The following is an 18942-nucleotide window of genomic DNA, read 5'->3' as shown; positions in this document are numbered from 1 at the left end:
ACTCAGACAACCTCACTGATCTCGGCCTCGAAGTGAGTCTGTGCCCGGTCGAGTACGTCATCGGGGTCATAGCCGTGTGCACGCAGCCAGTGCAACACGTCGGCCATCATCCCGATGGCAGCCTCTTCTGCCGCCGCCACGCTCAGCGCTCTGCCGCTACCAGAGATAGCTCCACCGTGTGGGAGTTGCCACGCCCCATAGAGGTCAAGGATCGCCTCGGCCCGCGTGACACGGGGGCCGTTATTCCGGCCACACTCAGCGGACGCATCAGTAGCAAGCTCACACCACACCACCTTGGAACCGCCTCGAAGGAATACACCCCACCGGTGATCCGTCAAGGTATCGACGAGGGCCATTCCTCGGCCCGACTCCAGCGCACTACTGGCAGCGAGCAAGGTGGGCAATGCCCGCGCATCGGGGTCCTCAACTTCCATCCGCAGATACGGCTCACTGAGCGCCACGCGCAGCGTCACGGGCGTTCCCTCGCCAACATGTTGGATGACGTTGGTTGCCAGCTCTGATACGCAGATCTGCGCCGCGTCAACGTGATCGTGCAGCCCCCACAGAATGAGCCGGAGCTTCAACATCCGCCTCAACTGCGAGAGTTCGCCTGGTTGGGCAACGAACTGGTGCACCCAGGGCTCTCGTCCGACGCAACCGCTCACGTAGATCATATTCGACCACCCTTCACGCGCTTCGTCGCGCACTGTGGATCCATCGATGACTCTCAGTGAGAGGATTGCAGCGACCATCTCGACATGCAACGTGCACGAAGGGATTCCCCCTTTAGGGTGATTGGACTTTCGAGCCCCTTCCGGTGGGATGGAACATCCGCTAACTCACAAGGAGTTGACATGGCCGGATCCCCCACAGCTCGCCGTCGCCGTCTTGCGATCGAGCTCAAGCGGCTGCGAGAAGACAGCAGCCTGACCTGTAGCCAGGTAGGCAAAGAGCTGGACTGGAGCAGCTCCAAGGTCAACCGCATGGAGACGGGACAGGGGCGTGTCCAACCCTCAGACGTCGACGCCCTGTGTCGTTTCTACGGCACTCCCGATGAGCTGCGTGATCTCCTGAAGTCGCTGGCCAAGGAGTCCAAGACAAAGGGGTGGTGGCACGCGCACGGCGATGCGATCCCCGCTTGGTTCTCGGTGTACGTCGGCCTCGAACAGGCAGCTTCCCACTTGCATACCTATCAATCCGAGTTCATCCCCGGCCTGCTGCAAACCGCTGAGTACGCAGCCGAGCTGAGTCGCGCCTGGGTCGACCACACCGCCGAGGACATTCAGCGCATGGTCGATGTCCGGATGCGGCGCCAAGACCTGCTCACCAGCGAGGGTGCGCCTGACCTGTGGGCAGTTGTCCACCAGAGTGCGTTGCTACACACGGTCGGCAGCCGGCAAGCCATGGCCCACCAACTCGAACGTATGCTGGAAATGCAGAAGTTGAAGAACGTGACCGTCCAGGTCCTGCCGTTCGACGCGGGCGCCTATCCCACCCCGGGGTCGTTCACGATCCTCAGCTTCCCGGAGCAGGAAGACCCAGACTTGGTCTACCGAGAGGGACTTACCGATTCGGTCTACCTCGAAGAACCCAAGGACGTGACCCTCTACACGAAGGCGTTCGACCATCTCAGGGCCTTGGCGCTGAGCCCTCAGCGTTCGACATTGCTGATCACAAGACTCTTGGAGGAGAACTCCCGATGATCCCGCCGTCGAGCATCCCGTGGCGCAGGAGCAGCTACAGCAACGGCATGGGGGGTGAGTGCTTGGAGGTGGCCGCACTCGCCAGGGCAATCGCGGTACGCGACTCCAAGGCCCCCTCCGGACCGCAACTCATGTTGAGCACTGCTGCATGGCAGAGCTTCGTCCACACTCTGCCGCCAAAGAACCAAGAACCCACTAGCTGACCGGCTGCCGCGGGTCACGGACGATTTCTCCAGCTCTCTGAAGGAAGGCGGCATGGGCCTCCGTCATCTCTTCTCTAGCCCGGTCAAAGCTGGACCAAGCTGAACTCAAGCCTGCAGACCCCACACCCTCCACCTGCAGCAAGGAGCTCACCGCCGCCACCGACTTCCCCATCAGCGCGTAAGCCAATATATTTGCCTCACTTGGCCCCCATAGTGCCAATTGGCTTATTTTGGCCTGCAGTTCAAGTGCGCGCTCCCGCAACTCGCGCCCCGCCGCCTCATCAAGTCCAACTCCGTTTCGCACCTCGGGTGCGATGCGTGCTAGCACTTCATCGAGAGCGGCATAAGCCGCAAAGAGGGCACCAAAGGACTGGTGTCGCTGACTGCGCACCCACTGCCAATGCTCCGCCGCCGCTTGGCCATGTACCTGCGCTAGCGCTGCCTCAACTGCCTTACGACCGCCGGCTTCTGCTCCGCGTTTGGCGTACCTACCGGCAATCACAGCCCCGACGACTGCGGATGCGAAAGCGATAACACCCGCGATGACCGTACCTGTCACCTCACCCATCACACCATCCTCACCTGAGCCTGCCACTGCCACAACGCCCGCTCCGGCGACCTACGTCACTTGCCGCACTTCGCGAGCATTGAAACCATTAGCCTCGAGTCATGACGACGCCCACGTCCGGGTTCCAACCCGGCGACATCCTCACGCGCGCACAGATCCACCCCGCACTCGGCGGCAGCGGCTACGCCGGAATCTGTCCAGCAAAGGAAAAGCGGAACGTTTTAATTTTCTCCGACAGCAAAATCGGTGAGCGTTACGGATATCGTGACGGATGGCTTGCCGAGAACGACGACCGGGGTCCCATATTCACCTATACCGGAGCCGGAAAGCGGGGCAATCAGACCTTCGAGGGCGGAAATTCTTCAATTCTGGAGCATGCCGAAAAGGGGCGCACCCTGCATTTATTTATCGCTGTGGGCAAGGTTCCAGGAAGCGACACACGAACCCACAGATATATAGGGAAGTTCAAGGTTGATGAGCGTAAGCCATTCGAGATACGAGAGGCCAAAGACGAACTAGGTCAAGATCGCAACGTAATTGTCTTCCGACTGCGCCCCATCGACCCTTACATCCGTGAAGCTTTCGACACTCTTCAACCGGCACCCGAATCCCTGTCTCGGTTCAATCGCACCGCAGGCCGCTTCGCCCGGGCGACTCGACGTCAGAGGCGCGAACGCCAGCATCAATCCGACGTCGACCAGCTGGGAGCAACCCGCGATGATCTGGCGGACACCTTCGAGGAAGGTAAGGCCGCTGCAGGGGAAACGATTGGCCAACTGGAGTTGTCGATGCGCAACTCGACAACTCAGCTCTTATTCGACCTCTACAACAAGACGAACAACACTGTCTATGAGCCGACGGGCAGTACAGCAAGCGAGTCGATCACCCAAGCTCTTGCTCAACTCCTCCTTGCAAGGCGCTATTTGAGCAGCCTCGCACACGATCAGCCCCTCCACCTCATGGTGCTCACACCAGCGCTCCCCCGCGAGGATCTCCGTGACCTGCTCGCTGAACACGGGATTGGCCTCGTGTACCGCAACGACGGCGGCGGCTTCTCTGAGTTCGAGGGAAGCGCCACCGCCTCAAGCAGCGCTCCTCAGTCCGTCCGCTGCTTGGATTGCCCAGTGCCCACCTACCGGTAGTTTCTGCATTGTGCTCTCGCTACCCTGCCCTCATGATTCGCGCAGTGGTCTTCGACGTTGGTGAATGCCTCGTGGACGAGACCCGTGAGTATGGGACTTGGGCCGACTGGCTGGGTGTGCCGCGGCACACCTTTCATGCGATGTTCGGGGCCGTCATCGCGCAGGGGCGCGACTATAGAGACACCTTCCAGGAGTTCCGTCCTGGGTTCGACCTCTACGAAGAGCGCGAGAAGCGGTCGGCAGCCGAGCAGGCGGAGACGTTCGGGGAAGAGGACCTGTACGCGGATGTGCGTCCCGCCCTCGCCGAGCTCCGGGCCGACGGGCTGTGGCTCGGTATCGCGGGCAACCAGACCGTGCGAGCCGGGCGCATTCTCCGCTCGCTGTTCTCCGATGACGTCGATCTGATCGGGACGTCGGACGACTGGGGTGCCGGCAAGCCCGACCCGGAGTTCTTCAAGCGCGTGGCTGCCGTGGTGCCCTTCGACGGTGACGAGATCCTTTACGTCGGGGACCGCTGCGACAACGACATCCGCCCCGCTGTTGAGGCCGGGATGCACACCGCGCTCGTACGCCGTGGTCCCTGGGCCACGATCCAGTGGAACAGTTCTGAGGCTCGGGAGCTGCCGCCGTTCCGTATCGGCAGCCTCCTCGAACTGTCCGGTCTCATCGTCGACTTCAACGGCTCAGCGCGCTGACCGTCGTCGACCATCCGTAGAGCCGGTCGTCGAGGTCTCGTACGCCGCGCTCGTGCTGATGCGGCGCGAGCGCGCGCCGTACCTCGCGCACACGGTCCATGCCAGTGGCGTACCACGTGAGCGCCAGCTGATCGAGAGCCTGTCCCGCGTATGTACACGCCTGCTCCGGATTTCCGGAAGCGGCCTCGACGGCGGCCAGATCCCCGAACACGACACTTCGCCGCTCGTCCTCGCTCGACGGCATTTCGTCCAGGACGCCGAGCAAGGAGTCGCGCGCCTGAGGAAGGTGTCCGGCGATCAGCTGCGTTTTGCCCTTGAACGCCGCCAGTCTGGCCAGGGAGAACCAGTCCATCCACTCGGGCGAGGGGTGCTCGTTCCCGGTGGCGAGGACATCCTCGGCGTGCCCGATCAGGTGGAGGGCAGTGCGAGTGTCGCCACACCGTGTCTCGCACTCCGCTTCCACGGCGTCGAGCCAGGCACGAAACTCCGCGGAAGCGGGCGCACGGCGGGCGTATGTACGTGCCGCGATCATCCGCTCCAGAGCCGCGTCGCGGTCGCCCGCCCAGCCCGGGATGAACGCCATGTGCGCGAGGATCGCCGAGCCGAGCAGCGGGTCGTCGGCTTCGCCTGCGGCTTGGAGAGCGAGCAGAAGTGCGTCGCACGCGCTGCTGGGTTCTCGGCGACGTCGCGTAGGACCCTCGATGACGCCCGCTTCTGCGCCCGGCAGGACTCCCGGCATGCTGCTGCGTGCCGGTCCGTCGGAATTTGACGAAACTACGGACAGAACCATGAGATTGGTTGTGACCGCGCCTCCGTGACGGCTATGCGCGGGAGCGGATCCACGCTGCACAGCTGGACCGAGGACTCACGAATGGGCGTCCAGAACACCGACGTTGGTTGTGGCCGCTCTCCGTGATGACTACGACAGAGGGACGACAGCTGCCCTGGGCGGGCAGTCGTCTTGGAGCTGTCTGAACAGGCATGGCCGTTCTTCCGTCTGGACTCCCTCCGAAACCGGAGAACGCGCCGAGGCGCCCTCGTCTTCGGTGCTGAGGTCAGGATCGCCGGAAGGCCGAGGAGGTGACTCCGTTGATGGTGGTGTTGCCTTGCTGGTAGCCGATGCCGACCTCGTCCATGAAGGGATGGGGATAGTTGAGGGACGGGGCCGTGAGGTCGTCGAGCTCGGCGAGATGAGCCGCGTCCAGGGTTACCTCTGCTGAGGCGAGGTTGTCCTCCAGCTGTGCCGGAGTGCGGGCCCCGATGAGAACGGAGGTGACGGGCCGCTGCTGGCGCACCCAGGCCAGGGACGCCCGGGCGACGGTGGTGCCGAGGTCTCGGGCGATGCGCTCCAGTGTGTCCAGAAGGACGTAGGTGTTCTCCGTCAGGAGTGGCGCAGTGTATCCGGTGCGCCTGGAGTCGGTGTGCCGGCCACTGGTACGGGTGTACTTGCCCGAGAGGACCCCGGAGGCCAGCGGGCTCCAGGGCGTGACGCCCAGGCCGAAGGCGCGGGCGGCGCCGAACTGCTCGCCCTCGGCGGTCCGTGCGAGCAGCGAGTACTCCACCTGGACGGCCGCGATGGATTCCCAGCCGCGCAGCTGCGCGGTCGTAGCGGCCTGGGCGACCCACCAGGCGGGGGTGTTGGACAGGCCGAGACTGCGGATCTTGCCCGTACGGACGAGGTCGTTGAGTGTGGAGAGGGTCTCCTCCAGGGGGGTGTGCCGGTCCCATTGGTGCATCCAGTACACGTCGATGTAGTCAGTGTTCAGCCGCCGCAGAGAGGCATCCAGCTGCGCGAGGATGGCTTTGCGTCCGGCGCCGCCGGCGTTCGGGTCATCGGGGTGCAGGGTGCCGCCGAACTTCGTCGCGAGCACGATGCGGTCGCGGACGCCGGGGCGCTGTGCGAAGTACGCGCCGAGGGTGGCCTCCGACACTCCGCCGTTGTACTGGTTGGCGGTGTCGACGAAGTTGCCGCCCTCCTCCAGGTAGCGGTCGACGATGGAGAAGGACGCCTCCTGTGCCGAACCCCAGCTGCCGTCGTCAAAAGTCATCGTGCCCAGGGCCAGCGGGCTCACCTTCAGCCCGGTGCGGCCGAGCGTGAAGTACGTGCTCAACATGGTCATGCTGCGCCATCTCCTCTGCTGTGGGCGGGGCGGCCTGGTGGCCTGCCATCAGCAGCTTCGACCACGCGAGAGCACCCAGGAAGGCCGCACCAACCTAGGTGCCGCACTCCTAGGAAGGCGTATCGACCTCACCGGCGACCCGTCCGGAATGAGACGAGCAGTCCGGTCCGGGCCACTCCACAGTTGAGGGTCCGGGTACTCCACGCCGAAAGCCTCAGGCCCACAGTCACAGCCCGGCACAGGCCCACCGGATGCCGCAGCCGTCACCGAAGAGCGGTCAGAACGCCCTGCACTCCCGGCCCCGCATCCTGCTGGCCGACGCCGATCCCGTGGAGGCATTCAGCGCCCTGTTACGGAGCGAGATCTCAGCCCGGCCGCTGTCCACCGACGACTGCGTGGTGGAGCTGTCCGGCGGCATGGACAGCTCCATGACCGCACTCGCCCTCGCCGAGACCGTCGGACCGGTCCGTACTGCGGCGCTCACGCTTGGCGGGAGTGTCGGTGAGCAGCAGCACCGGCGGCGCAAAGAGATCGTCGCACGCGCCCGCCTCGGCCCCGATCTGACCGTACCCGTCGCAGAATTCGGGCCCTTCCACCCCAGCGGGCCCCGCGCAAGTGGCCTGCCCACAAGCCCCACGGACGGCACCTACGCCGAAGCCATGAACGAGTTGTACAGCCGCTTGAGCGCTGCCGGTGCTCGGTGGGTGTTCACCGGAGTCGGCGGCGACGAGCTGTGCTTCCAACGGCCAGAGGAACGAGCCCTCACCGGCGACCCATGGAACCTGCACCCCGTACCCGACCACCTCGGCCCCCGCGCCCGGGACACCCTGCCTCACATCGCGGACGACTTGGCGCCCGCTTCCGTACTCCACGCCTCCACTCTCCTCGCCCTCGCTGTCCACAGCGCGACCGCCATGCGTCACGGTCTGTGGCCCATCAGCCCTTTGGCCACCCCACTCGTGCTGCGATTCGGCGAATCGCTGCCATTGGCATGGCGGCGTGGAAAGCAGCTGATGCGTCTCCGCCTGGAACAGGCCGGGTACTCCCGCGAGGTCGTCTGCCCTCCGCTGCGGGAGAACTTCGCAGCCACCTGCGAAGCGGCCATGCTTCAGAACGGCCTGCCGCTCCTGTCCCAATGGCTGCCCACATCGATCCTCACCCGTCAGGGCTTGCTGGACCCCGCCGAGCTGATCTCGGAGTGCGCGACCGTAGCCACTACTGGGCGTGGGGCCAGCGAGCTCTACCGGCCTCTGGCCATGGAGGCCGCCTTACGCTCCCTGCCCACACCGGCTGCGGTGCCGGCACCATGATGCAGGCGGTTCGTATCCGTCTTCTTGTACGGCACAGGCCGTGGCCTCTGTGGTTGAGACCGGTCGGCAGCGGCTCATCCAGTCAGCGGAGTTGTCGCTAAGTGAGAGGCCTGCGATTCCGTAGCAGTGGCGATTCCTGCCCAGCTGAACAGGCGTGTGACAGGCAGCGTCTGTCTATCGGGCACCCAAGGCCGCCCGGGTTTGCCGAGTGTGGCGGTTCCGGGGTGAGCGTCAAGAGCGCCCTTCGGGCGTCGGCTGCGCCGATTCCGCTTCGCTCCACTCCTGACTCTCGCCCCTGCACCGCGAGTTGAGCTTGGCCGGGCGGCCGAAAGGGGGCGGCGGGGGAAGCAGGGGGCAGGGTTTCTCTGTAGTCCCGGGTGCAGGAGGGTTTGTGGTTTCGGGGCGCATTCGACCGGCCGCGCACGCCGGGTTGGCTCGGCGGCTTGCGGCTGCGGGTGGGACGCGGCTCGGTAGCCGGGGGGCAACTCACGGTCGGTACAGGGCAACTCGCGGCTTGGCCCTACGTGGAGCGCTGCCGGATCAGTCCGCTGTCTCAGGTTCTCCCTGCTCAAACGCGAGGCGGCAGCGCTCAACTTGCTCTGCCACGTGCTCCATGAACCAGCGCACGATCTCGTAGGGGATGACGTGCTCGTCGTGGCTGTGGAAGTGGACAGTCGGCTCCAGACCCGGATCCTCGTCGGGTATCACCGCCACCACGAAGGCAGTTCCTGGAAGGTGAGTCTCTGCGTTGGGAATCTCCGCCCACGCGGCCGGCGCCGGTACGGCCTCGCTCAGTTCCACACACCATGCGTCGTCCGGCAAGGCGTAGTGGAACTGGATCGCGTAGTGACGGCCTGCATGTACGCGCAGTTCTGCCATGTCCGCAGGCTGACACAGCTGCCCTGCCGGAGTCCCGCGGGTATGGGCACTTCCGTACTCCCACGTTGTGACTGAGCGTGCTGCTGGAAACGGTGGCCAAGTACACACCGAGTTGTCTGAGCAGCGTGGTAGGTCCTGCAGTCCTGCCGATGAGTACCCGTACTCATGCCTTGGCGCGCCCGGCAATCCATCGTGGAGATCGCCAACCCGGACCGACTCGAAGGAACACCCGATGCCGAATGCTTCCCGCCCGCGTCACCTCCCGCGCCTGCGCCAGTTGCTGGTGCCCGCGGTGGACAACTGGCTCGCGCGTGGGTATCTCGTTGTGGTTGTGGCGTCGCTGGGGTTCTTCCTGGGCGCCTGGTACGTGGGGCCGGACCCGGGGCTCTCGGGGGCCTACCCGCTCATGGCCACGGCGCCGTTCAGCTTCCTCGGCCTCCTGGTGTCGATACCTGCGGAGTACTCCTCGCTCACCTGGCTGAGCCCGTTGATCTTCGCCGTCGGTACGGCCCTGTCCGGCCTGGTCAACGCCGTGCTCCTCGGCCGGTTCGCGCGCAGGCAGCGGGTGCGGGAGCCGCAGCCGGCCACCAGCTGATCGACACCGCGAACACCGCTTCACTTGGCCACTTGAGTAGTCAATGGCCAAGTGAGAACGGCGCTCCACCGCAGGCCGGCATCCCTGAGCGTTAGCGCCGGTCAGCCGTGGAACGGGTTGGGGCCGAAGCGGCCCCACGCGATGAAGACCGCGAGCGCCAGATAGATCAGGTTCACCAGCACGAACTTGGATTCGCCGAGTCGGCCGTGGGTGACCATCGCGCCGATCATCAGCAGGACCCAGCAGACGGCGGTCACCGGCACCATCACGGGTGCGATGTCGACGACAGCCGGCAGGATCAGGCCCACCGCGGCCAGGAGTTCGAGGACGCCGAGGGTTTTGATGAAGCCGACGCCGATGTCTTCGGTCCATCCCCCACCGTTGGCCGCTGCCAGTTTCTCCTTGGGCACGAATGCTTTGGTGATGCCACCGCCCAGGGCTACGGCGGCCAGCAGTCCGGCACCTATCCACAGTGCGAGGTTCATGAGGGCACGCTCCTGATACTCAACGTCTCGTCTCCACCTCTCCGGTGGGGTTCCGACACTTAGACGAGGGAGGGCGGTGGATTGTGACATGGTCACCGCCACCATCATCGCCATCGCCACCGCCACCGCCGCCACCATCGCGATGCCGTGATGCCTTGCCCCCTTGACCGCCTACCGGGCCCCGCGCCGGGCCGTCTTGCGATAGATCGTCCCGCCCGGGGCGTACCAGCTCGCCACCTTGCGGACCGCCGGGCTGGAGTCGTTGAGGCGGGTGTGTTCCAGGGCTGCCGTGGCGGAGGGTTCTGTGTGGGCGAACTTGCCCAGCAGTTCGGCTGCCATCATGCGGACCCGGGGTTCGGCGTCGTCGGTCGGCGCCGGTGACAGCGCGGGCCGGGACGGACCTCGTCCCCGTCCCGGCCCCGCACCAACTCACGTCAGCACGAACGCTGTTCTTACGCCCCCGACGTCACGCGCTCGTGAGGATGACGAGCTGCTGGGTCGCCCGCGTCATCGCGACATAGCGGTCGACGGCTCCCTCGATGCCCTTGCCGAACGTCTCCGGGTCGATGACGACGACCAGGTCGAACTCGAGCCCCTTCGACAGTTCCGGGGTCAGCGACCGGACGCGGGACGTCGTACGGAATGTGGGGTCGCCGATGACGCAGGCGATCCCCTCGGCGTGGGCGGCGAGCCAGGTGTCGAGGATCGAGTCCAGGTCGGCGACGGATCCGTGTACGACGGGGATGCCGCTGCTGCGGATGGAGCTCGGCACGTTGGCGTCCGGGAGAGCAGCCCGGATGACCGGTTCGGCTTCCGTCATGATCTCTTCCGGCGTCCGGTAGTTGATGCTCAGGGAGGCCTGGTTGATCCGGTCGAGTCCGACCCGCTCCAGGCGTTCCTGCCACGACTCCGTGAACCCGTGCCTGGCCTGGGCGCGGTCCCCGACGATGGTGAAGCTCCTGGACGGGCACCGGAGCAGCAGCATCTGCCACTCCGCGTCGGTGAGTTCCTGCGCCTCGTCGACGACGATGTGCGCGAACGGGCCGGCGAGCAGGTCGGGTTCGGCGGCGGGCAGTGCGCTGTCGTCGATCAGGCTGTCCTGGAGGTCCTGTCCGCGCAGCATCCCCATCGCGCCTTGGCTCTCGTCGATCTCGCTGTCCCGCAGCAGGATCTCGATGACGTCGGCCCTGCCCGCCCGTTCGGCGGCGACGGCGGCTTCGTGCCGACGCCTGCGCCGCGACGCCTCCGGGTCGCCGAGCCGCTGCCGTGCCGCGTCCAGGAGCGGCAGGTCGGACACGGTCCAGGCCTGGGCGTCCTCGCGTTGCAGCTTCCGTACGTCGTCGGGGCCGAGCCAGGGAGCGCACTTCCGCAGGTAGGCGGGTACCGACCACAGGTCTCCGACGAGGTCGGCCGCTTCGAGCAGCGGCCACGCGCGGTTGAAGGCCGTGAGCAGTTCCCTGTTCTGCAGCAGTGATCTGCGGAGCAGAGCAGAAGAGACGCCACCGTCGCCGTCGTCTTCGTTTTCGTGCTTGTCGATGAGGATCGTGACCAGCTCCTCCAGGACCTGGTCGCGCGCCTCGTTGTGCGGAGTACCGGGTACCGCTTCGAACGCCAGGGCCCAGTCGTCGGCGCTGAGCCAGACTTCGGACCAGTGGGTCGTGACCGTCATCCCCTTGGTGGGCGGCTCCTCGTAGAACCTGACGGCCGTCTCGATCGCCTTCACCAGGTCCGCGGACGACTTCAGCAGGGCCACGTCCGGGTCGGCCTCGACCGCTGCCGCGGCTCCCTCGGCGACTAGGTTCCGCAGGGTGCAGGTCTGCACGCCCTCCTCTCCGAGGCTGGGGAGTACGTCGGCGACGTAGGCCAGGTAGGGCTGGTGCGGGCCGACGAACAGCACGCCGCCCCTGCGGTGACCGAGGCGCGGGTCGGAGTAGAGGAGGTAGGCGGAGCGGTGCAGGGCGACGACCGTCTTGCCCGTACCCGGGCCGCCGTCGACGACGAGAGCGCCGCGGGAGCCCGCGCGGATGATGGCGTCCTGGTCGGCCTGGATGGTGCCGAGTACGTCTCGCATCCGCGGTGACCGGTTGCTGCCCAGGCTGGCGATGAAGGCGGACTGGTCGTCGAGCGCGGCGTGCCCGGCGAACCCGTCCGAGGTGAACACCTCGTCCCAGTAGTCGCTGATCCGGCCGCCGGTCCAGCGGTACCTTCGGCGGCTCGCCAGGCCCATCGGGTTGCCGTGGGTGGCTCCGAAGAACGGCTCGGCCGCCGGGGAGCGCCAGTCGAGCAGCAGCCGACGGCCGGTGCTGTCCGTGAGGCCGAGTCGTCCGACGTACACGGGCGTGGCGTCGGGGCCGTCCGCGCCGACCATGTGTCCGAGGCACAGGTCCAGGCCGAAGCGACGCAGCGCGCGCAGGCGCGTGGTCAGCCGGTGGATCTCCATGTCCCGGTCCATCGCCTGCCGGCCTATGCCGCCGGGCGCCCTGCGCTCGGCATCCAGACGGTCTGTCAGCTCGGCGATCGACTGCTCGAGACACTCCGCGATGGCCGCGAAGTGCTCCTCGTCGCCGGCGATCAACGCCGGGTCGGCCTTGGGAGAGAGACAGTCGGGAAGGTCGAACGCGCTGGTGGTCAACGGGTTGAGTGGGTTCACTTAAGCAGCTCCGATCTGGGGTCGCTCGGCGACCATTACGTGCGGCAACTTGGCGACCACTACGTGCGGCAAGGCGTCGTCCGGACTGGCGTGACGAACCTGGTGCTGGTGGCTGTGACGGGCAGCGCCGCGTCTCACGCGGACACCGGCGGCCTCTGCCGGCCGACCTCGTCGAGCAGCAGCTTCGCGGCCACCGCCGCCCCGTCGGGGCGGATCGTGGCGGCCACGGCCCTCGCCCGTGCGTGGGTCTCGGGGGTCAGGGCCGTCTTGAGCGCGGTGGACAGGGACTCGAAGGTCGGAGTCGGGCCGTCGTGTGCGACGCCGATGCCCAACTGGGCCACCCGGGCTGCCCAGTGCGGCTGGTCCACGAACTGGGGGACGACGACCTGGGGCGCCCCGGCTCGGGCGGCCGTCGTCGTCGTGCCCGCGCCGCCGTGGTGCACGACGGCGGCCACCCGGCCGAACAGTGCCTGGTGGTTGACCTCGCCGACGACGAAGCAGTCGTTGCGGTCGTCGATCAGGCCCAGGTCCGCCCAGCCGCTCCCGACGAGTACGCGGCGGCCCTGCGCGCGGACCGCCTCGACGGCCACCCGGGCGATGTCCGTCGAGCCGCGCAGGGCCATGCTGCCGAAGCCCACGTACACCGGCGGTTCACCGGCGTTGAGGAACGCCAACAGCTCGTCCGGCAGCGGGCGTTCGTCCGGCCGGATCCACGCGCCGGTCTGCACGACGCGTAGGTCCGTCAGCTCCTCCCACGGCAACAGGACCGGGTCCGCCGCCAGCCACGGCTGGTCGGTGAAGACGTGGTCGCGGACGTTGTCCACCGGCGGCAGGCCGATCGACGCCCGGTGGGTGTTGAGCGCCCCGCCGTACAGGGCGTTCACCTTCTGGGCATCCAGGTCCCACAGCACCCGGTTGTCGGTCACGTCCGGTGGCAACGGCGGGCCCGGCCGAGACGACGGTGAGCGGTGCGGCGACGGCAGCTCGAGCGTGTGGAAGCACCCGTACACGTAGCGGATGCCCAGTTTCTCGGCCACCGACCGAGCACCGGCGGGCATCAAACCGGTCGCCACCAGCGCATCGCACCCCTCGGCCGCCGCGCCGATCGTGTCGAAGTGCGCGGCGACCAACTCGGCGGCGATCCCGGGCGGTCCCTCCGCCGGCATCTCCCCGGTCACCAGCGCGCGCACCGGCCGGCCGAAGGGCACGAACTCCGCGCCGACACCGGCCACCAGCTTCGCGAACTCCTCGTCCGGCGGCGCACACACCCGCACCTCCGCGCCGAGTTCCCGCAACCCCACCGCGAGTCCCGCCAGGGGTTCGACATCCCCGCGCGACCCGTACGACATCAACAACACACGCACTTAGCGACTCCCGTTTCCGCAGGTCCTGGCCTGAGGCCAGTGATTCTGCGGTACGACGGGGGCCTTGCCGCAAGCCCCCCAGTGCGCTATACCTTGAGCATGGCAAGGAGTTCAGAACTCCTTGCCTTTGCTTTTTTGTCACCCCGCGCGCAATCACTGCACTGCGCTTCAGGGGACCCGTGCTTCAGAGGACCCGTGCTTCAGGGGCCCTGGCCGATGCCCGTCAGAAACGCGCTCACCGTCGCGTGCAGCTCGGCCGGCTGATCCAGGTGGACGTCGTGCGACGCGTCGGGGATCACGTGGACTGTCGTCGTGGTCGGGCGGCGGTCCTTCATTCGCGTGGCCTCCGACTCGGGCATGGTTCCGTTGGCGCCCCGGATGACGAGCGTGGGGCATCGGATCCTGTCCCACTCGGGCCAGTACGAGTGGGTCGCGAGCTCCGTGACCGCGGAGACCATCGTGTCGCGGTCCACTCGCGGGCGCCAGCCGTCCTCGCGCTCCTCCAGACCTCTCGCCCAGGCCTCGTGGCCGAAGAACTCCGCTGCTGCGGAAGGGGAGTTGAAGGTTGTTGGCCAGCTGTCCAGCCAGGCGGCTATTTCTGAGGGGACGGCGGGGTTCGCGCCCGCTGGGCCCGCCTCGATCAGGATGAGGGCGTGGACCAGGTCAGGGCGGGCGGCTGCGGCGAGGAGTGCGGTGTGGCCGCCGAGGGACTGGCCCAGGAGGGTTACGGGGGCCAGGGACAGTTCGCGGACCAGCGCCAGGGCGTCTTGGACACAGGCCGCTCGGGTCATGCTCCGAGGACGGCGGGTGCTGGCGCCGTGGCCTCGGGCGTCGTAGGTGACCACTCGGTGGCCGTCCGCCAGGAGGAGCGGGAGGACGTCGTCCCACTCACCCATGTGGCCTGCCAGGCCGTGCATGAGGAGGAGCGGGGGCTGAGCGCGTGCCGGGGTGCCTGCGTCCGGGGCCGACGGGCGGTGATCTCGGCAGGCCAGCCTTGTGATGTCCGGGGTCGTGACGAATTCAGGCTGGGGGATGTTCACGGTTCCGCTCTCTCTGCCTCGCCCGTGTGGCTGCTCGACGGAGTCTGACGCCCATGGCTTCATGGTCCGCATATCCTCCGCGAGCCGGCTGCGGGCGCCGAGGTCGTCGTAGATGGTCCGAGCGGCGACAAGCCTCGCCGCTGCATGCGCCCGATGGGCTGGGCGGTCGGCTCCTAATGCGGTCAGGTTGACTTCAAGAAGGCCGCGATCACCTCGTACAGGCCGTCCGGCTGGTCCAGGTGTACGTCGTGCCTCGTGACCCAGGAAGACTTCTGCTGCCGTCGGGGGTGGTGAGCCGGGCGGGGGCGTCAACTGAGGTTCGTCTCCCGGGCTTTGGCACGTCGATGGTGTGGAATGCCGGCCTCTCCCTGCCCCGCCGTCGCCGCGAGCGAATTGAGAGGGAGAGGGCGGCCGTCGGCCGGTGGCGACTGCGGTCAAGGATGGTTCCCGGGCCGCCCGTCCCGTCAGGTGACCGGCGTATACGTCGTCAAGCTGATGTCGGGGCCAGTTCCGCCCGGCCGAACAACAGGGCGTAGCCGGAGGGAAGTTGCTTCAGGATGCGATCGATGAGGTCGTCGCCGACGGCCGTGGGGAGGACGCTCAGGACTGAGCTGACGTCCCAGCGGGCCTTGGCCGGGGTGGCTCCCAAAATGCTGGACGCGATGCTGTCCACGAACTCCGCGGCCGACAGGGAGCGGGTGACCGGGATCTGGGAGGCGATCAGACGGGCCGCCTCGGTGGGGAGTCGGCGTGCCAGATCGACGCGTTCGTCGCCGACCACGTGGCAACCCAGGGCGGACAGGACGAGGCGGGTGACGCGTTCCGCTTCCGCCTTGGTGGGGTACTGGCCGGATTCCCTTACCGCCTCGATGAGTTCGTTCCATGTCATCGAGGGCATCCGGCTTGGGGTTCCTGGTGACGTCGTCAGCTCGTTCGTCCGGCTGGCGGGGTTCATCGTTCCTGGGGTGCTCAAGGAGCTCATCGTTCGGGCTCTCCTGGTGTTCGTGTCCAACTCGCGTCTGCTCCAACGGCCTTGAGCCGCCCGCGCCCGGCAACATCCGTTCCCCCGAAGGGCATTGCCCCTGCCCCGCGAGCGCACGTGCCCGCAGGGCAGGGCCAGTCGTGCGGTGGTCAGCTGCTGAGCTGCTTGGGGTTGTCGCCGTTGCCGCGGCTGATCTCGATGCGGCGGGGCTTGGCCTGTTCGGCCACCGGGATGCGCAGCGTCAGTACTCCGGCGTCGTACGAAGCGTCGATGCGCTCCGTGTCGAGGGTGTCACCGAGGAACAGCTGCCGGGTGAAGGTGCCGGAGGGTCGCTCGGTGACGATCATGTCCACACCCTCGGGGGCGGGGGAACGGCGCTCGGCGCGGACGCTCAGGACGTTGCGCTCGACGCCCAGGTCGATCGTCTCCGGGTCGATACCCGGGAGGTCGAAGTGGACGATCAGGTCGCCGTCGGACCGGTACGCGTCCATCTGCATCGCCTCGGGGCGAGCGGGGCCGAAGAACTGCTGCGTGAGGCGGTCGAAGTCGCGCAGAGAGTCGGTGCGCATGAGCATCACGGGTCACTCCTTCCCTACAGGTGCTGGGTGCGATGCCCTACGGCTTCTTATATAACTCCGGGGAGGAAATCTGACAAGCCCCGGCTCAACCTCGGCGTGAGGGTACGTACGGGACGGGCAGGCGTCAGGCGGCCGGCCCGTGCGCGTTAGCCTCGGACAGACACAGCAGACAGACGCAGCAGCGGGAGGCAGTAGTGGCGAAGGTACCGGCCGCGGCGGTGGCCGCCGGTGGGCTCATCGGCGGATACGGCGTGGCCCGCTGGACCAAGAAGCGGCAGCTCGGCGGGGTCGTACTGGCAGCCGCCGGGGCCACGGCCGCGCAGCAGTGGCGGCAGCAGGCCGGCGGGAAGGCCGCCGGGGCGCTGACCGTCGCGTACGTCGCCGCCTTCGCCGGGTCTCATCCGCTGGCCAAGAAGGTGGGCGCCTGGCCGGCCGTGTTCGGCGTCGCAGGAGCCGTCGCCCTCGCCTCGTGGGTCGTGTCCGACCGACGGGCCGCCTGAGCGGCGCAGCGGCCGGGGCGGGCGGCCCCGCCTTCGCCAACCTCAGGCCACGTCAGACAACCTCACCCCCTCAGGCAACCTCAGGCCACCTCAGACAACCTCACCCCCCACCCCCGACCGCCCCGCCGGAACCCCCACGATCAGCACGGTCACGTACTGCCGTACACCCTCACCGAGGACCGAAACCACCGCCTCCGTAAGGGACTTGACGAGCCGCGCGGGAGCGTCGGGGATCTGCGGGTGGGTCAGGCCGCCCTCGCGCATGTTCAGCGTGACGATCGGTGCGGGAGCCTCGCCGGGGATGCCGCCGCTCCCCCAGCGGTGCTCCGGTACGCCGAACAGGTCGACGACCACGAGAGGTCGCGCCCACTCGCCGACCACGGCGACCACCGCCTCGCTCAAGGCCCTGATGATCTTCGGTTCGACCGATCCGTCGAGCGTCTCTTCGCGGATCTGCACAGCGAGGTGCGGCATGGAGATCTCCGTTCACGCGGAACACGGGGTGAGGATCACGGTCGCGGGTCGTAACATGACGACCTACGATTCCTCTTTGCCAGCAAAGCATCTTTAGAAGCAAAGCTATTTACAGGGATGGCTGATGTCAACCGATCCGGGCGTCGACGACGCCGTTCGCGACCTCCTGCTGCTCATGCCCCGCATGGTCGGCCGGGCCAAGCGCATCCCCGTACCCGAGGAACTTCAGTCGCTGGCCCTGGCTCCGCGGCACCTGTCGCTGCTGGCGTATCTGCTCTTCGACGGGCCCCTGACCGTGAACGACCTGGCCGCCCGCCTCGAGGTCGCGCCGACCACCGTCAGCCTCATGGTCGGCGAGCTGAGCGGGAAGGGAATCCTGGAGCGGCGCGAGGACCCGACTGACCGGCGGCGACGCATCGTCAGCATCACCGACGCCCAACGGCCCTCCATCTCCGCGTGGTTGTCACGCGGGGCCACCGCCTGGCGTCGCGCACTGGAACCGCTGACGCCCAGTCAGCGGCAGCTGGTCGTCGACACCTTGCGCGCCTACGAGGCAGCAGCCGCCGACCCCGAGGCAGACCCCGAGCCCGAGCCCGGCGTTTCCACTCCCTGAAATGCCCGCCGATACGCGTACGGACTCGTCCCCACCACCCTCTTGAACCGCTCTCGGAACGCCGTAGGTGAGCCGAACCCCGCCTGGGCCGCGATGCGTTCGACCGGGTACGTGGTCGTCTCCAGGAGGTACTGGGCGCGCCGCACCCGGGCCAGGTGCAGCCACTGCAACGGCGTCGTGCCGGTCTGCTCGCGGAAGCGGCGGTTGAGTGTGCGGGTGCTCATGCCGGCGTGGGCGGCGATGTCCTCCAGGGTCAGTTCGCGCTCGGCGTTCTCCTCCAGCCAGTTGAGGAGGGGCTCCAGGGTGGCGCCGGACGGTACCGGTGGCTGGGTCTGGATGATGAACTGGGCCTGGCCGCCCTCCCGTTCGAGCGGCACGACGCACATCCGGGCCGCGTGCGCGGCGACGGCCGAGCCGTGGTCCCTGCGGATCATGTGCAAGCACATGTCGATCGCGGCGGCCGCGCCCGCCGAGGTGAGGAACTGGCCGTTGTCGACGTAGAGGACGTTCGGGTCGACGGTCACCGCGGGGTACATCTCCGCCAGGTCCCGGGCCGCGACCCAGTGCGTCGTCGCGCGCAGCCCGTCCAGCAGGCCGGTGGCGGCGAAGACGAAGGCGCCCACGCAGATCGAGGCGATCCGGGTGCCGTTCGCGGCAGCAGCGCGCACCGCCTCCGCGACGCCCGGCGGAAGCGGGACCGTCGGGTCGGCGACCCCGGGCAGGATGATCGTGTCCGCCTCGGCCAGCGCCTCCAGCCCGTACGGGGCCCGCAGCGCGAACGGGCCCGCGCTCACCTCCTCCGACGCCGAGCAGACCCGGATCCGGTACGCCGGGCGCCCGTCCGGCAGCCGAGCCCAGCCGAAGGCGTCGATCGGGGCGGAGAGGTCGAACGGGATGACCTGATCGAGCGCCAGGACGGCCACGGTATGCATGGCAAAAGAGTAGGGGTACGACGGGATTCAGTCAGGGTGCAGTCAGTGCGGATACGAGCCGCACACACCCGGAAGCACCGAGAAACCCCGAGTTTGAGCCGCTCACCCC

The 18942-nt window shown here is 67.4% G+C and carries 21 protein-coding genes and 1 pseudogene; 8 read left to right on the top strand and 14 right to left on the bottom strand.

Annotation, left to right across the window (positions count from 1 at the left end; all coding sequences use genetic code 11):
- Nucleotides 1-2: 2 nt before the first annotated feature.
- A complete protein-coding gene (locus OG246_RS14655) occupies nt 3-707 on the bottom strand; it encodes an ATP-binding protein (protein WP_323178297.1) in 705 nt (234 codons plus the stop codon).
- A 147-nt stretch (nt 708-854) separates the two neighbouring features.
- Between OG246_RS14655 and OG246_RS14650 the strand changes: the two genes are divergently transcribed.
- Nucleotides 855-1703 (top strand): helix-turn-helix transcriptional regulator, encoded by an 849-nt coding sequence (locus OG246_RS14650; protein ID WP_266461240.1) that lies wholly within the window; start codon nt 855-857, stop codon nt 1701-1703.
- Complete coding sequence (locus OG246_RS14645) at nt 1700-1906, top strand: DUF397 domain-containing protein (RefSeq protein ID WP_266461238.1); 207 nt, start codon at nt 1700-1702, stop codon at nt 1904-1906. The genes OG246_RS14650 and OG246_RS14645 overlap by 4 nt, the downstream gene beginning before the upstream one ends.
- Here the strand turns inward: OG246_RS14645 and OG246_RS14640 are convergent.
- Nucleotides 1899-2474 carry a hypothetical protein gene (locus tag OG246_RS14640; protein WP_266461236.1) on the bottom strand — a complete coding sequence of 192 codons (576 nt, stop codon included), beginning with the start codon at nt 2472-2474 and terminating at the stop codon, nt 1899-1901. The two genes, OG246_RS14645 and OG246_RS14640, sit on opposite strands and share 8 nt — an antisense overlap.
- A gap of 101 nt (nt 2475-2575) precedes the next feature.
- On the opposite strand from OG246_RS14640, the gene OG246_RS14635 reads away from it, so the two are divergent.
- Both OG246_RS14635 and OG246_RS14630 read left to right on the top strand, forming a co-directional pair.
- The gene (locus OG246_RS14635; RefSeq protein ID WP_266461233.1) at nt 2576-3616 is read left to right on the top strand and encodes a hypothetical protein; all 1041 of its coding nucleotides are present in this window, start codon (nt 2576-2578) and stop codon (nt 3614-3616) included.
- A 32-nt stretch (nt 3617-3648) separates the two neighbouring features.
- Nucleotides 3649-4311, top strand: coding sequence for an HAD family hydrolase (locus tag OG246_RS14630; protein ID WP_266461230.1), 663 nt, complete (start codon nt 3649-3651; stop codon nt 4309-4311).
- On the opposite strand, the pseudogene OG246_RS14625 reads toward OG246_RS14630, so the two are convergent.
- A pseudogene (locus OG246_RS14625) lies at nt 4292-4963 on the bottom strand (transcriptional regulator); the annotation flags it as partial. The gene OG246_RS14630 and the pseudogene OG246_RS14625 overlap by 20 nt on opposite strands.
- Before the next feature lie 403 nt (nt 4964-5366).
- Nucleotides 5367-6431: an aldo/keto reductase gene (locus OG246_RS14620; RefSeq protein WP_266461221.1), complete on the bottom strand. Its 1065-nt coding sequence runs from the start codon at nt 6429-6431 to the stop codon at nt 5367-5369.
- A 251-nt stretch (nt 6432-6682) separates the two neighbouring features.
- Here OG246_RS14620 and OG246_RS14615 point away from each other — a divergent pair, with 251 nt between their 5' ends.
- Nucleotides 6683-7741 carry an asparagine synthase-related protein gene (locus OG246_RS14615; protein ID WP_266461217.1) on the top strand — a complete coding sequence of 353 codons (1059 nt, stop codon included), beginning with the start codon at nt 6683-6685 and terminating at the stop codon, nt 7739-7741.
- A 540-nt stretch (nt 7742-8281) separates the two neighbouring features.
- On the opposite strand, the gene OG246_RS14610 is transcribed toward OG246_RS14615, so the two are convergent.
- The gene (locus tag OG246_RS14610; RefSeq protein ID WP_266461213.1) at nt 8282-8620 is read right to left on the bottom strand and encodes a hypothetical protein; all 339 of its coding nucleotides are present in this window, start codon (nt 8618-8620) and stop codon (nt 8282-8284) included.
- Between the two features lie 232 nt (nt 8621-8852).
- On the opposite strand from OG246_RS14610, the gene OG246_RS14605 reads away from it, so the two are divergent.
- Nucleotides 8853-9215, top strand: a complete 363-nt coding sequence (locus tag OG246_RS14605) for an SCO4225 family membrane protein (RefSeq protein WP_266461209.1) — start codon at nt 8853-8855, stop codon at nt 9213-9215.
- 101 nt (nt 9216-9316) lie between these two features.
- Here the strand turns inward: OG246_RS14605 and OG246_RS14600 are convergent, their stop codons facing one another.
- From OG246_RS14600 to OG246_RS14570, 7 genes are all read right to left on the bottom strand, one after another.
- Nucleotides 9317-9700: a DoxX family protein gene (locus OG246_RS14600; protein ID WP_266461206.1), complete on the bottom strand. Its 384-nt coding sequence runs from the start codon at nt 9698-9700 to the stop codon at nt 9317-9319.
- Nucleotides 9701-9871: 171 nt separating this feature from the next.
- Nucleotides 9872-10084, bottom strand: coding sequence for a HEAT repeat domain-containing protein (locus OG246_RS14595; RefSeq protein WP_266464201.1), 213 nt, complete (start codon nt 10082-10084; stop codon nt 9872-9874).
- A gap of 82 nt (nt 10085-10166) precedes the next feature.
- Nucleotides 10167-12350 carry an RNA polymerase recycling motor ATPase HelR gene (helR, locus tag OG246_RS14590; RefSeq protein WP_266461203.1) on the bottom strand — a complete coding sequence of 728 codons (2184 nt, stop codon included), beginning with the start codon at nt 12348-12350 and terminating at the stop codon, nt 10167-10169.
- Nucleotides 12351-12484: 134 nt separating this feature from the next.
- Nucleotides 12485-13714, bottom strand: coding sequence for a glycosyltransferase (locus OG246_RS14585; protein WP_266461199.1), 1230 nt, complete (start codon nt 13712-13714; stop codon nt 12485-12487).
- Between the two features lie 200 nt (nt 13715-13914).
- Nucleotides 13915-14754 carry an alpha/beta fold hydrolase gene (locus tag OG246_RS14580; RefSeq protein WP_266461195.1) on the bottom strand — a complete coding sequence of 280 codons (840 nt, stop codon included), beginning with the start codon at nt 14752-14754 and terminating at the stop codon, nt 13915-13917.
- 487 nt (nt 14755-15241) lie between these two features.
- Nucleotides 15242-15652 carry a DUF2267 domain-containing protein gene (locus OG246_RS14575; RefSeq protein ID WP_266461155.1) on the bottom strand — a complete coding sequence of 137 codons (411 nt, stop codon included), beginning with the start codon at nt 15650-15652 and terminating at the stop codon, nt 15242-15244.
- Nucleotides 15653-15885: 233 nt separating this feature from the next.
- Nucleotides 15886-16311 carry an Hsp20/alpha crystallin family protein gene (locus tag OG246_RS14570; RefSeq protein ID WP_266464200.1) on the bottom strand — a complete coding sequence of 142 codons (426 nt, stop codon included), beginning with the start codon at nt 16309-16311 and terminating at the stop codon, nt 15886-15888.
- Between the two features lie 197 nt (nt 16312-16508).
- On the opposite strand from OG246_RS14570, the gene OG246_RS14565 reads away from it, so the two are divergent.
- The gene (locus tag OG246_RS14565) at nt 16509-16814 is read left to right on the top strand and encodes a hypothetical protein (protein WP_266461154.1); all 306 of its coding nucleotides are present in this window, start codon (nt 16509-16511) and stop codon (nt 16812-16814) included.
- Nucleotides 16815-16904: 90 nt separating this feature from the next.
- Here OG246_RS14565 and OG246_RS14560 read toward each other — a convergent pair whose 3' ends face one another.
- Complete coding sequence (locus OG246_RS14560) at nt 16905-17288, bottom strand: tautomerase family protein (protein WP_266461152.1); 384 nt, start codon at nt 17286-17288, stop codon at nt 16905-16907.
- Nucleotides 17289-17412: 124 nt separating this feature from the next.
- Between OG246_RS14560 and OG246_RS14555 the strand changes: the two genes are divergently transcribed.
- Nucleotides 17413-17901, top strand: coding sequence for a MarR family winged helix-turn-helix transcriptional regulator (locus tag OG246_RS14555; RefSeq protein WP_266461150.1), 489 nt, complete (start codon nt 17413-17415; stop codon nt 17899-17901).
- Here the strand turns inward: OG246_RS14555 and OG246_RS14550 are convergent.
- Nucleotides 17835-18833 carry a GlxA family transcriptional regulator gene (locus tag OG246_RS14550; RefSeq protein ID WP_266461148.1) on the bottom strand — a complete coding sequence of 333 codons (999 nt, stop codon included), beginning with the start codon at nt 18831-18833 and terminating at the stop codon, nt 17835-17837. The two genes, OG246_RS14555 and OG246_RS14550, sit on opposite strands and share 67 nt — an antisense overlap.
- Nucleotides 18834-18942: the final 109 nt, after the last annotated feature.

Origin of the sequence: Streptomyces sp. NBC_00620 (genome assembly GCF_026341825.1) — a bacterium.
Classification (GTDB): Bacteria; Actinomycetota; Actinomycetes; order Streptomycetales; family Streptomycetaceae; genus Streptomyces.
Note: the sequence above shows the minus strand (reverse complement) of the source record. Positions and strands in the feature narration are given on the sequence as shown.

Coding starts and splice junctions, on each gene's coding strand:
- OG246_RS14650 (WP_266461240.1), top strand. CDS start 855: ATGGCCGGATCCCCCACAGCTCGCCGTCGCCGTCTTGCGATCGAGCTC.
- OG246_RS14645 (WP_266461238.1), top strand. CDS start 1,700: ATGATCCCGCCGTCGAGCATCCCGTGGCGCAGGAGCAGCTACAGCAAC.
- OG246_RS14640 (WP_266461236.1), bottom strand. CDS start 2,474: ATGGGTGAGGTGACAGGTACGGTCATCGCGGGTGTTATCGCTTTCGCA.
- OG246_RS14635 (WP_266461233.1), top strand. CDS start 2,576: ATGACGACGCCCACGTCCGGGTTCCAACCCGGCGACATCCTCACGCGC.
- OG246_RS14630 (WP_266461230.1), top strand. CDS start 3,649: ATGATTCGCGCAGTGGTCTTCGACGTTGGTGAATGCCTCGTGGACGAG.
- OG246_RS14620 (WP_266461221.1), bottom strand. CDS start 6,431: ATGACCATGTTGAGCACGTACTTCACGCTCGGCCGCACCGGGCTGAAG.
- OG246_RS14615 (WP_266461217.1), top strand. CDS start 6,683: ATGCCGCAGCCGTCACCGAAGAGCGGTCAGAACGCCCTGCACTCCCGG.
- OG246_RS14610 (WP_266461213.1), bottom strand. CDS start 8,620: ATGGCAGAACTGCGCGTACATGCAGGCCGTCACTACGCGATCCAGTTC.
- OG246_RS14605 (WP_266461209.1), top strand. CDS start 8,853: ATGCCGAATGCTTCCCGCCCGCGTCACCTCCCGCGCCTGCGCCAGTTG.
- OG246_RS14600 (WP_266461206.1), bottom strand. CDS start 9,700: ATGAACCTCGCACTGTGGATAGGTGCCGGACTGCTGGCCGCCGTAGCC.
- OG246_RS14575 (WP_266461155.1), bottom strand. CDS start 15,652: ATGCCCTCGATGACATGGAACGAACTCATCGAGGCGGTAAGGGAATCC.
- OG246_RS14570 (WP_266464200.1), bottom strand. CDS start 16,311: ATGCTCATGCGCACCGACTCTCTGCGCGACTTCGACCGCCTCACGCAG.
- OG246_RS14560 (WP_266461152.1), bottom strand. CDS start 17,288: ATGCCGCACCTCGCTGTGCAGATCCGCGAAGAGACGCTCGACGGATCG.
- OG246_RS14555 (WP_266461150.1), top strand. CDS start 17,413: ATGTCAACCGATCCGGGCGTCGACGACGCCGTTCGCGACCTCCTGCTG.
- OG246_RS14550 (WP_266461148.1), bottom strand. CDS start 18,833: ATGCATACCGTGGCCGTCCTGGCGCTCGATCAGGTCATCCCGTTCGAC.